Source organism: Pseudomonas sivasensis (assembly GCF_013778505.1).
In the GTDB taxonomy this organism is placed as follows: Bacteria; Pseudomonadota; Gammaproteobacteria; order Pseudomonadales; family Pseudomonadaceae; genus Aquipseudomonas; species Aquipseudomonas sivasensis.
This window is the reverse complement of sequence record NZ_JAAOWU010000006.1, coordinates 1-12818: the sequence shown is the minus strand read 5'-3', so window position 1 is coordinate 12818 and position 12818 is coordinate 1. Positions and strand designations below refer to the sequence as shown.

General features: G+C 57.0%; 7 protein-coding genes. 3 read left to right on the top strand and 4 right to left on the bottom strand.

All coding sequences use genetic code 11. The features are described 5' to 3' along the window. Nucleotides 1-9: 9 nt before the first annotated feature. Complete coding sequence (locus tag G9Q84_RS12560) at nt 10-1419, top strand: circularly permuted type 2 ATP-grasp protein (protein ID WP_032887392.1); 1410 nt, start codon at nt 10-12, stop codon at nt 1417-1419. A 3-nt stretch (nt 1420-1422) separates the two neighbouring features. After that, entirely contained in the window at nt 1423-2373 is a 951-nt protein-coding gene (locus G9Q84_RS12555; protein ID WP_032887395.1) for an alpha-E domain-containing protein, read from the top strand. A gap of 386 nt (nt 2374-2759) precedes the next feature. On the opposite strand, the gene G9Q84_RS12550 is transcribed toward G9Q84_RS12555, so the two are convergent. The 4 genes from G9Q84_RS12550 to G9Q84_RS12535 all read right to left on the bottom strand — a co-directional run bounded on the left by G9Q84_RS12550 (nt 2760) and on the right by G9Q84_RS12535 (nt 11818). Further along, complete coding sequence (locus G9Q84_RS12550) at nt 2760-3188, bottom strand: hypothetical protein (RefSeq protein WP_181643432.1); 429 nt, start codon at nt 3186-3188, stop codon at nt 2760-2762. Between the two features lie 107 nt (nt 3189-3295). Then, complete coding sequence (locus G9Q84_RS12545) at nt 3296-7645, bottom strand: hypothetical protein (protein WP_181643431.1); 4350 nt, start codon at nt 7643-7645, stop codon at nt 3296-3298. 271 nt (nt 7646-7916) lie between these two features. Next, nucleotides 7917-10172, bottom strand: a complete 2256-nt coding sequence (locus G9Q84_RS12540; RefSeq protein WP_181643430.1) for an ATP-dependent DNA helicase — start codon at nt 10170-10172, stop codon at nt 7917-7919. Then, the gene (locus G9Q84_RS12535) at nt 10169-11818 is read right to left on the bottom strand and encodes a VRR-NUC domain-containing protein (protein ID WP_181643429.1); all 1650 of its coding nucleotides are present in this window, start codon (nt 11816-11818) and stop codon (nt 10169-10171) included. The genes G9Q84_RS12540 and G9Q84_RS12535 overlap by 4 nt, the downstream gene beginning before the upstream one ends. 187 nt (nt 11819-12005) lie before the next feature. Here G9Q84_RS12535 and G9Q84_RS12530 point away from each other — a divergent pair, with 187 nt between their 5' ends. Further along, nucleotides 12006-12230, top strand: a complete 225-nt coding sequence (locus tag G9Q84_RS12530) for a YgdI/YgdR family lipoprotein (RefSeq protein ID WP_122681023.1) — start codon at nt 12006-12008, stop codon at nt 12228-12230. The last annotated feature ends 588 nt before the right edge of the window (nt 12231-12818 follow it).

The following is a 12818-nucleotide window of genomic DNA, read 5'->3' as shown; positions in this document are numbered from 1 at the left end:
GGTACTGGAATGGCTCTATCTTTCTTTGACGAAATGAATGACGCAAATGGCGTATGCCGTGCGCACTATCAGGATTTCTCCCGCTGGCTGGCCAACACGCCGCCGGAACTGCTGGCCCAGCGTCGCCGCGAAGCCGACCTGCTGTTTCACCGCGCCGGGATCACCTTTACCCTCTATGGTGACGAGCAGGACACCGAGCGCCTGATTCCCTTCGACATCATCCCCCGCAGCATCCCCGCCAGTGAGTGGAGCGTGATCGAACGCGGCTGTATCCAGCGGGTCAATGCGCTGAACATGTTCCTTGCCGATATCTACCACGACCAACGCATCATCAAGGCCGGGATCATTCCCGCCGACCAGGTGCTGGGCAACGAGGGTTATCAGAAGGCCATGGTTGGGCTGGACCTGCACCGCGACATTTACTCGCATATTTCCGGCGTCGACCTGGTGCGCGACGGCGACGGCACTTACTACGTGCTCGAAGACAACCTGCGTACCCCCAGCGGCGTGAGCTACATGCTCGAAGACCGCAAGATGATGATGCGCCTGTTCCCCGAGGTGTTCGCCAAGCAGCGAATCGCACCGGTGGACCACTACCCCAACCTGTTGCTCAAAACCCTCAAAAGCTCAAGCCGCCTGGACAACCCCAACGTGGTGGTGCTGACCCCCGGCCGCTTCAACAGCGCATTTTTCGAACATGCCTTCCTCGCCCGGGAAATGGGCGTGGAACTGGTGGAAGGCGCCGACCTGTTCGTGCACGACCTCAAGGTGTTCATGCGCACCACCGACGGCCCGAAAGCCGTGGACGTGATCTACCGGCGCATTGACGACGCCTTCCTCGATCCACAGGCCTTCAATCCGGACTCGATGCTCGGCGTGCCCGGCCTGGTGGCCGCCTACTGCGCCGGCAACGTGGTGCTGGCCAACGCCATCGGCACCGGCGTGGCGGACGATAAGTCGATCTACCCGTACGTGCCGGAAATGATCCGTTTCTACCTGGACGAGGAACCGATCCTGCAGAACGTACCGACCTTCCAGTGCCGCAAACCCGATGAGTTGTCCCACGTGCTGGCCCACCTGCCGGAACTGGTGGTCAAGGAAACCCAAGGCTCCGGCGGCTACGGCATGCTGGTCGGCCCCGCGTCTACTGCCGCCGAGATCGAGGATTTCCGTCAACGCATCAAAGCGCGGCCCCATGCCTACATCGCCCAACCGACCCTGAGCCTGTCCACCTGCCCGACCTTTGTCGAAAACGGCATTGCCCCTCGTCATATCGACCTGCGGCCGTTCGTGCTCTCGGGCAAGGAAACCCGCCTGGTGCCCGGTGGCCTCACGCGGGTGGCACTGCGTGAAGGCTCGTTGATCGTCAACTCGTCGCAAGGCGGCGGAACCAAGGACACCTGGGTGGTGGAGGGCTGAATCATGTTGAGTAGAACCGCCGCAGATCTGTACTGGATGTCCCGCTACCTGGAGCGCGCCGAGAACCTGGCGCGCATGCTGGAAGTCAGTTATTCGCTGTCGTTGATGCCCCAGGCCGGACGCAGCGATGGCCTCGACGAACTGGCCATGTCGCTGCTCAGCAGCGGCACGCTGGAGAGTTATCTGGAGCGCCATAAGCAACTGGACGCCGAGCGCATGCTGCACTTCTTCGCCCTCGACGAAGAAAACCCCGCCAGTATCTACAACTGCCTGCGCGCCGCCCGGGGCAACGCCCACGCCGTGCGCGGACGCATCACCGCCGACATGTGGGAAAACCTCAACGCCACCTGGCTGGAAATGCGCAGCATCGCCGCCGGCGGCCTGGCGCGGCACGGCATCAGCCACTTCTGTGACTGGGTCAAGCAGCGTTCGCACCTGTTCCGCGGCGCGACCTCCGGCACCATCATGCGCAACGACGCCTATCGGTTCATCCGCCTCGGCACCTTCATCGAGCGCGCGGACAACACCCTGCGCCTGCTGGATGCGCGCTACGAAATGTTCGGCGAAGAGTCCGAAGAAGTCAGCGACCTCTCGGCACGCGGCTATTACCAGTGGAGCGCCCTGCTCCGCGCATTGTCGTCATTCGAGGCATATACCGAGCTGTACCCGAATGCACTGAATGCTCGGTCGGTGTCGGAGTTACTGCTGTTGCGCAGTGATGTGCCGCGTTCACTGCATGCGTGTATCGAGGAGTTGAGTCATATCCTCGCGGACTTGCCCGGTAGTTATGGGCGTACGGCGCAACGCCTGGCCGCCGAGTTTGAAGCGCGGCTGAGGTATACGGGGATTGATGAGATTCTGGAGGATGGGCTGCATAGTCGGTTGACGGAGTTTATTGAGACGGTGAGGGAGTTGGCGGGGGCGGTTCATAGTTCTTATTTGGAAGTTGTTTGAGTGAGTTTCGGCCAGTTGCCTGTTTATTCGGGTGATTGGCCCGCTTGGGTTCCGCTTTTGTGTTGGGGAGAAGCGAGGTCTTACCTGCATTAATAAATAGATGCAGTCTATGCTCGAACTGCCCCTCCTCTGCCACTGCCCACACCTTACAGAGCTGGCCAATCATGCTGGTAGAGCGCGACCAATACGCACTTACCGAGCGTCGGGTGTGCCGATCATGGCGATGATCCGCCATGAGAGGACGTGATACTTAAGGCATTCTGTATGATCGCCTAACAGATATAGCGGTTGTATTTTTTGGGCGTGTGTCGGGGCAGAATCTTCATATATGAATCGTTAATAGTGCGCACTCTTCGAGTGCGCACTATCTTCTTCAACGCAAGGATTCACAGCTTGATTATTATTATATTATCGAGAGAGAAAGATGTGTCACCTCCAGCGTTGAAGTTTATAATTGTAATCTGTAGGCGGAGATTGCTTGAATTTACTCTTGGGCTGAAATCAAAAGAATGAGTACTCCAAGAATTCGATCCAATAAAAGTAGTTCTTTGAGCGCCTGCGACCCCTTCAGTCTCAACTAAAACAAAGCACCCCAAGTTAGAAGTGACCGTGAAATCGATAGTGATTCTATATGGATCCCCGGCAACCAAATAACCATAGTCAAAAAACTTAACTATGCCGCATGGAAACTGCCCGCTTCCGTTACCCTGCCAGTACCTTCGGGGATCACTACCAACAATCGAACCGGAGTTGGAGAAATTTTCCCAACCATTCATGCCTTCATTCTCAAAGTCAGTGCTTTCAACAATATGCATATCTTTATCTCACATATAGACATGTTGGGGTAATGGACAGAATGTCCGGGTTTACTACTGCGCATTCTTCGACTGATTGAACACACATAATTTTTCAGTGAAAATATTTACAGCTTGATTATCTTTATATTATCAAGCACAAAAAGCGTACTACCGCCAGCATTGAAGTTTATAATTGTAATTATTAGGCGACGATTGCTTGAATTTTCTCGTGGGACGAAATCGAAAGAGTGAGTACTCCAAGAGCTCGACCCAACTAAAGTAGTTCTTTGAGCGCCTGCAACCCCTTCAGTTTCAACTAAAACAAAGCACCCCAAGTTAGAGCTGACAGCGAAGTCGATAGTAATTCTATATGGATACCCAGCAGCCAAATAACCATAGTTAAAAAATTTAACTATGCCGCACGGAAACTGTCCACTTCCGTTACCCTGCCAGTATCTTCCGGAACCACTGCCAACAATTGAACCGGAGCTGGAGTAATTAATCCAGTTATTCATGCTTCCATTATTAAAATCAGTACTATCAACAACATTTACGCTTTTGACTGTATAAACCGTCCTTGGAAAACTAACCGCACCTGCTTCAACCGCATTCGGATCATATGCCACCTTGAAATCAACCCATATTTGATTTCCATTCGGGCAACTTTTGAGCCAGCTTAACAATACAAAGTGATCGATACCTGAAGCAGATGGGTGTGCATATCCCGTCCATACATTATAGGGGTTAGGATTTGCGCCCCCACAGTGGAAAGTCAGCCAAACCTTCTTGCCAGCGACCTGCAATGGCCAAGGTGTAATAGCAAGAGAAGCATTTGCTGTCATCGCGGCGATATCCAGCGTTCCGTTATGGGCGACACCATTGATCAAAGGTCTGGGCAAGTTAGCGTCGGGTATCGGCGTCACAGTCACTGTAACCACTTGCGATGAACGCACCACTCCGGCACGCGTTACATCGTATTTAAGCGTGAACGTCTTATTGGTATTGCCAATATTCGCGGCAATCGCAGCTGCAGGAATAGCAAATGTCACCACCCCACTGGTCAATCCGGACTTGGCTGCGATAACTGGCGAACCCGCACCGGCAGTCCCCACCATCATGACCTTGATGCTGTCAGTGGTATACATCGGCGCATATCTCACCTCCACCGTGCCGCCATTTAATACATTCAATGGCGCCAGAGATACAGATGCGCCCGTACCGGTAGCCTGGGTTAACTTAGGCACTGGGAACTGAGCCGGCAGTGTATTGACGTTGTATTCCACCACTGGAAATACAATAGCGTCAGCCTCCGTTAGGCCAGTGCCTAACGCCGCTTTGAAATGCAGCGTCAATTTGGTGTTGTGTCCTAACTCTTTCAAGTACGACGCATAGGTAATCCCACTCTGCCACCACCCTTGACTGAACCAGGTTGCATTGACAAATGCAGCGCCACCATTCCAGTGAGTGCGGTTGTGCGCCTCTCCTCCATTCTTGAAACCTCTGAACTCAATCCAAACCGGAGAACTAGTCGCAATGAAGGGCCAGTTGCCGACCCGGAGCGTTCTATTAGCCGTACCGCTTGACAGGTCTAATACCTTGGTAGTTTGGTTCGCCTCAATCATTTGGATCACGGTTTTTGCCAACTCGGCTTGAGGAATGGGCGTCACCGTCACTGTCACCACCTGCGATGAACGCACCACTCCCGCACGCGTCACTTCATATTTAAGCGTGAACATCTTATTGATATTGCCAATGTTCGCGGCAATCGCAGTTGCAGGAATAGCAAATGTCACCACGCCACTGGTCAACCCGGGCTTGGCTGCAATAACTGGCGAACCCGCACCGGCAGTCCCCACCATCGTGACCTTGATGCTGTCGGTCGTGTACATCGGCGTGTATTCCACCGAGACTGTGCCGCCGCTTTGTGCATTCAAGGGCGCCAGGGTAAACACCGCCCCCGTACCGGTTGCCTGGGTTAATTTTGGGACAGGAAATTCGGCTGGCAAGGTGTTGACCCGGTACTCCATTATCGGAAAAGTCAGAGCCTCAGCTTCGGCCTTACTGCTACTCACCGCCGCTTTGAACTCCATCTTAAGCACAGTGCCATGACCCAACCCTTGCAGGTAGGACCGCGGCAAATTGGGTTCTATTTTCCCATTAGCGATCCAGGTCGAGTTAACCGCCGAAGCCCCGGCCCCGTTGTACACCAAACGATCATGGTCAACGTTGCTGGCTGTTTTGCCCAGCAACCTCAACCACACGGGGTAAGATGCCGTGATAAATGGCCAGATGCCGACCGTGCCTCTGGCGTCTCCAGTAAAGGCGCTCAGGTCCAGTACTTGGGTGTCGGCATTGGCCTGGTTGATTTGCAAAACTGTCTTTACCAACTCGGCGAGCGGTATCGCCTTGACCGTCACCGTCAATATGTCTGAATGAACCGTTGCACCTGCGCGCGTCACCCCGTATTGGAATGTCACGGTGGTGTCCTGGTTACGAATGTTGGCGTGAATCGCCGCTTTGGTGATATCGAACTCCACCTTCTGCAGCGCTTCATTACCGGGTTTGGCCGGAATGGTCGGCGAGCCACCATTGCCTGCACCGATCATGGTGACCTGAATGGAGTCGGTACCCCGCATACCAAGGTAGGTCACCACCAGTTTGGTGCCGTTCTGTACCTTGAGCGGTTCCAGCGTGGCGGTCCCTGGGCCGGTCACCTGTGCTTCCAGCAAGGTCGGCGACGGCAGCTCGCCCACACCCTGGCTTACCAGGACCTCGGTAATTTGTGAGTAACGCGGAACTTCATCGCCGCGCTTGAGCGTGTAGAACACCGTCACCGTTTCATTCAGGTTGCTGGTGACGTAGTAGCTTTCGATGTAATGCTCGGTGGTGGCACCGTCTACGGGCACCTGCACCGGCACCTCGATACGCGCCTTCGGCCCGACCCAGTGCATCCTGATCCAGTCATCGCGTTTTGTTTCTGCAAATGGTGCAAATACTTTGGCATAGGCGCCAATATCATCCGGATTCAACTGACCACTGATTGCCTTATCGATAATCGGCGCGGGCATCGTGCGTTGAAGCTGGCCCACAACAACTTGCAACCGCAAGGATTCCTGCGGCCGACTGCCAGGACGTGTGTGGGCGTAGAACACTTCCACCAGGTGTCCGTCAAAACGCGAAAGCTCGTCAGGGTATACGATGAACTCCATGTCCCCGTCGGGATTGGCTGGAATATCGTCGACTTCGCGCCCCACCCGATGCTCGATGGTGATATCGGGGCTGCTGACCCGGAAAATCACTTCCAGATAGCCGTTTGCCGGCCAAATGGGTTGCAAGGGGAAATACACGGTTGCAGCGAAATCAGGCTCGATGTGGCCGCCCAGGTCCTCCTTGATCTGCGGCGCCGGCCATCTGACGATTTCGCCGACTACATCCAGGTAAAGCTTTTTAGAGGGCTGCTCAATCGTCCCTTGTTGAAACACGATATGCACGCTGACGGAGCCGTCGGCGATGGCAGCCACCAGCGCATTAGGCACATTGAATGTGTAGAGCCCTGCCGAATTCAGCGACCTGGTTTCTGTATAAGGAATTGAGTTCCCTTCGCGGTCCACACCCGCCCAGATCAGCGTCAGTATTGAATAGGCGGCGACCTCTGCGCTGGTGATCCAAGCTTGGATTTGTGCATCCAAACTGCCCAGTTCGGCCAGGTCAATCTCCGTGTCGGTGCCGGTGCCTGGAAATGCCAGCCACGGCGCTTCCGGGCGGATCTGATTCAGGTGCACATCAATCAGCGTTGTCGCCGACCAACGTGCCCATTCATCCGGCTGGTTACCCCCGGCGTCGCGGACCTGATAACCCACTCTTGTGTCCCGGCTGTTGCCTGCGGCACTGATAGTGGCGTAGTCAACGGTCAGCGTAATATCACGGCCTACTTCATTAGGCTGCACACGATGGAGTACCCGCTGAGACCCCCAGACCAGAATGATCAGGTCGTAGGCATGCATGTGAATCCAATGGCGGATGATGATACTGACCCCTGCCAATGCATCGACTTCGCTGACGCCATTCAACAATATGGAGGGTGGAACCACATACACCAGCCCCTGGTGGCCGGGCAATATGCTATTGGGGTCACGGTCCCCTGGACGCGTCAGGCTAACCCGGTACTTGCGCTCTTCGGTAAACGACTCATTGCCACTGACACGTCTTAATTTGCCGAATACCGGGTTGGCCCAATATTGGACGACTTTGTGGGCAGGGACAGTCAAAGGGATACGGTCCAGGTGTTCCTCACCCTCGCGAATCTGGGTAGACGCTACGGGAACATTGCGGTTGCCCCAATAGAGATACGCAACGCTACCGGGGTTGACACCGTCTTTGGGGTTTCTGAGGTAAACAATGAAATCAACCTCCGTATGCCGAAGGCCGATACCACCGTGGGCGCCGTCAGGATCGCCTTCGAAGGGAAGCTCCAAAAGCGACACTTCAATGGGGGGTAAAAGAGCTTTAGGTTTTTTTTCCGGGTCATGGCAACAGTACTCGCAGGGCGCCGTGAGGGAGGCTTACCTGCATCAAACGCTTCAAACCCTGGGTTGCCTACTGTCAGAACTAACAGGTGGCGACGAGTGGTAATGATCCGATGATTGAACAGTGTGCTCGCTATCGGCACCTATTAATTCTGAATGAGCACGTAGTTGTGAGCGCTCCTTACTATGCTTTGCGCCAACCATACGCCGGGTCTAACCATCAGCCGACTACCCACCATTTCGGCAACAACTGACGCACCCGCCCTTCCCCAAACCGATCATCCATCAACATCACCACTCCCCGATCGTGCTGGCTGCGGATCACCCTGCCCGCCGCCTGCACCACCTTTTGAATACCGGGATACAGGTACGTGTAGTCGTACCCCGCGCCAAAAATCGCGGCCATCCGCAGCTTCATCTGCTCGTTCACCGGGTTGAGTTGCGGCAGCCCCAGGGTGGCGATAAACGCGCCGATCAAACGTGCACCGGGTAAGTCGATGCCTTCTCCGAAAGCACCACCGAGTACGGCAAAGCCAATACCCTGGCTGTGTTCGGTGAACTGGTCGAGAAACGCCTGTCGCTCGGTTTCGGCCATGCCCCGCGATTGCTGCCACAGGGTGATGTGCGGGTGTCGTTCGGCGAGCAGTTGAGCCACCTGCTGCAGGTAATCGAAGCTTGAAAAAAACGCCAGGTAGTTACCCGGTTGCTGCCCGAACTGGCGGGCTATCAGCTCGACAATGGGGGCCAGCGAGGCCTCGCGATGCACGTAGCGGGTAGAAATTTCATCGATAATCCGCACCTGCAATTGCTCGGCCTTGAACGGTGATTCCACATCGATCCAGGCAGTGTCCGTCGGCAGGCCGAGCAGGTCGGCGTAATAGTGCCGAGGGCTAAGGGTCGCCGAAAACAGCACGCTGCTGCGGGCGGCGGTGAGCCGGGGGCGGATGAATTCGGCGGGCACCACGTTGCGCAGGCACAGGGTGGAACTGCTGCGTTTGCCGCTGAGCTGACGCTTGTGGATGTCGAAGATGAAGTGTTCATTGAACAGCTCGGCGACTTTGGCAAATTGCAGCGCTTCAAAGTAGAAAGCTTGCAGGTCACCGCTGAGGGCTTCGGGGTGGTCGTTGAAGTAATCGCCCAGGGCGCTGGTGCACAGGCTCAAGGCCTGGAGCAGCTTTTCCGGGCGCGCGGCGTAGGCCTGGTACGGCGCGAGCTGGTCTTTGTGAAGGGCATTCCATTCGCGATTGAGGCGCTGTAAGGGTTTCTTCAGGGGCTCGGGCGCTGTGTCGCGCAGGCTCTTGAGGCTGTGCTGGTCGAGGCTTGCGCTGTACATGGAGCGTGCGCGTTCTACCAGGTTATGGGCTTCGTCCACCAGCACCGCGACGCGCCATTGGTTGAGTTGGGCCAGGCCGAAGAGCATGGCGCCGAAGTCGAAATAGTAGTTGTAGTCGGCGACGATCAAGTCGGCCCAGCGTGCCATTTCCTGGCTGAGGTAATAAGGGCATACGTCATGGGCCAGGGCGACCGCGCGCAGGTTGCGCTGGTCGAGCAGGCTTACCTTGGAGGCGGCAATGCGCGCGGCGGGCAAACGGTCGTAGAACCCCTTGGCCAAGGGGCATGAGTCGCCATGGCAGGCTTTGTCCAGGTGTTCGCAGGCTTTGTCCCGCGCCACCAATTCGAGCACACGCAGTTGCAAGCCGGGGCTGCTGGTGAACAGCACCTGCGATGCGTCGAGGGCAAGTTTTCGGCCCGGGGTCTTGGCGGTGAGGAAGTACACCTTGTCCAGTTGCTGCGGCGCAAAGGCCTTGAGCAGCGGGAAGATCGTGCCGATGGTCTTGCCGATGCCAGTGGGCGCCTGGGCCATCAGGCAGCGCCCGGTGCTGGCGGCTTTGTATACCGTCTCGGCTAACGTGCGTTGGCCGGGGCGAAAGTCAGCATGGTGGAAACTCAAGGCTTGCGCGGCGGTGTTGCGCGCTTCGCGGTGCTGCATTTCCTGTTGAGCCCAGCCGAGGAACAGCGTGCATTGCTGGTTGAAGAACCTCTCCAGATCAGGCGCGTGGAAGCGTTGATTGAGCAGGGTCTCGCCCTCGCCGACGATATCGAAGTACACCAGCGCCAGGTCGATTTCCGTCAACCCTAGCTTCTGGCACATCAGCCAGCCGTACACCTTGACCTGGGCCCAGTGCAATTGCCGGTGGTTGGCAGGCTGGGCATCAAGGTCGCCGCGGTAGGTTTTGACTTCTTCCAAGCGATTGGCATCCGGGTCGTAGCCGTCTGCCCTGCCCCGTACCTTGAGTTGTTGGTACTCGCCTTCCAGTGCTACTTCGTTTTGGTAGTGCGCACTGCGGCGCGACGCGACTGTGCGGTGGCCCACGATACCTTCCTGGGCGCTGGGCGACGGGGTAAAGCGCAAGTCCAGGTCGCCGACCTTGGCCGTGAACTCACACAATGCGCGCACGGCCACGTTGTAGCTCAAGCCGGTTGCTCCGCCCAGCGCACGTAGCAGACGGTGACCGGCATCTGGTTCTCGCCACAGAACTCCAGCCAGCGCAGTTGGTTGTCCTGCAGACGGTCGCCCGGACCTTTGACTTCGATCATGCGGTAGGACTTTTGCGCAGGCCAGAACTGGATCAGGTCCGGCATGCCCGCGCGGTTGGCGCGGATGTCCAGGAGCAGGCGTTCAAACCAGTAGCGCAGGTGTTCGGCGGGCAAGCATTCCAGGGCCTGCTCTAACAAGTCTTCACTGAGCAGATTCCAGAATACGAAGGGCGATTGAATGCCCCACTTGGCGGCGTAGCGCTGGCGAATGAGGGCCTTGTACCGATCATCCTGCAGTTGCTCGAAACACGCGGCGAACAGTGGGGCGCGGCGCTGGTGGAAGTCTTCGCTGTGCAAGTCGGCCGGGCCACGCTGGAACGGGTGGAAAAACGCTCCCGGCAGCGGTGCGAAGATCGCGTCCCAGCACAGCAACCCGAACAGCGAATTGATCAGGCCGTTTTCCACGTAATGCACCGGCGCATCGGGCGCGCTCAAATGAGCCTGGACGCAGTACTCCACCGACATCAAGGGTTCCGGCAGTGCCAGTTCCAGGTCCAGGCGCATGACTTCCCGTGGTCTGAGCCTGGGCAACTTGGGCTCACCCAGCTTGCGACGCAGGCGCGGCATGACGCGCAGCAGGTGTTGCTGTTCGGCGGCACTTTCCGGCGCCTGTTGCGCGGTACTCGCCAGAACCAAGGCCTGGGCGTAGTCCTCCTGGCGCTCCAGCACGCGGATCAATCGCGCACGGGCGCCAGGGTAGGCGCAGGTACGATAGATTTGCTCGGCCAAGGCCAACTCGGCGCTGCGCTCACAATACTGCCCCATCTGGAACAGCAGCTTGGCCCGGCGTTTTTCCAGCCAGGGGTTGTCGGTCGTCAGCGTGGCCACCTGCGCCAGCACGTCGTGCAGCGCGGTGCCGGTTTCAAACGCGTGCTGGCATTGGTGCAGGAACAGCACGCCGTGCACGTCGTCACGGCTGCGCAAACCCCGGGATTCAGCGCAGAACGCCACTTTTTCGTAGGTGTAGATACCGAGGTCTGCCAGCACGAATTCCGACCAGTCCTGGTGCAGATTGCCGAAGAACATCAAGCGCAGCCGGTCACACAGGTCCATCACGGTGAGGCTGTACAGCGGTTCGGCAAGCTGCGGGCACCACTGGGCAAAGCTGCGGGTTTCGCTGAACTGCGCCGCCAGACCCTCAAGCCAGTCGGCCTTCTTGCCTTTGGGTTGGTCGATCCACGGCTTGAACGTGCTGAGGATTTCGCCTTTTTGCAGCAAGGCGAACACCTCTTCAAAGGCCAACAGGCATTGATCATCAACCCAACCCAATTGCCGCAATGGCGTTGCAGCCGCGTGGGTACAACCGACCTCCTGATAGCTGAGTTTCCCCGCGCGAAAGTGCACGCCCTTGCGCATTACCATGCGCACTAACAACGCCTGGGACGGCTGCGGCAAGCTGTCGAATTGCTGAATGAAATGCTGTTCGTCAGGGTCCAGCAGATCGGCATAGCGCTGCCCCAGCCATTGCATGACCTGGCGGAAGTTGTGCAGGTAATAGAGCGGGTCGTCGAGGGGGTTGGTCATGGCGCAAGCGAGTCAAATACTGGTTATGCATACAGAGTGCCGGTCCCGATGCTGTGTTGCAATCGGTAATAGATAAATGGCTCACGCAACTTTTTGTATAAAAGTGATCAGATGGTGGAGTCGATGGCGTAACATTTGCGGCCCGCAGCCGCACGCTGCGGGACTTTTCAGGGTTAAGGTAAGGGTTATGAACATGAAGAATTTGGGTCTGCCACTGGTTGCACTCACATTTCTGGTATTGGCCGGTTGCGCGACGCAAACCGTAGTGACACTGCAAAATGGCACGCAGTATTTGACCAAAGACACCCCAAACGCCAAGACCGCCGATGGTTTTTATGAGTTCACCGACATCGCCGGCAAACGCATCCGTGTCAAAGCTGACGATGTGGCGACGGTGCGCAAGGAAAAGTGAAGTGGTTCTTCAGTCGATATCTTTATTGACTGAGCCACCGCCATCGGGGGCAAGCCCCCTCCCACAGGGTTGACCGCGTTCCAATTTGACCAATAGCGTCCGCTGCCCACTGATGCGCAAGGAAGACTGATTCTCCGCTGCCAACACTGCCCAAATGTGGGAGGGGGCTTGCTCCCGATGGCGATCTTCCAGTCAACATCTCCATTGACTGAACCAACGCCATCGGGGCAAGCAAGCCCCCTCCCACAGGGTTGACCGCGTTCCAATTTGGCCAATAGCGTCCGCTGCCCACTGATGCGCAAGGAAGACGGATTCTCCGCTGCCAACACTGCCCAAATGTGGGAGGGGGCTTGCCCCCGATGGCGGGCTTCCAGTCAACATCTCCATTGACTGAGCCACCGCCATCGGGGGAAAGCTCCCTCCCACAGGGTTGACCGCGTTCCAATTTGACCAATAGCGTCCGCTGCCCACTGATGCGCAAGGAAGACTGATTCTCCGCTGCCAACACTGCCCAAATGTGGGAGGGGGCTTGCCCCCGATGGCGATCTTCCAGTCAACATCTCCATTGACTGAACCACCGCTATCGGG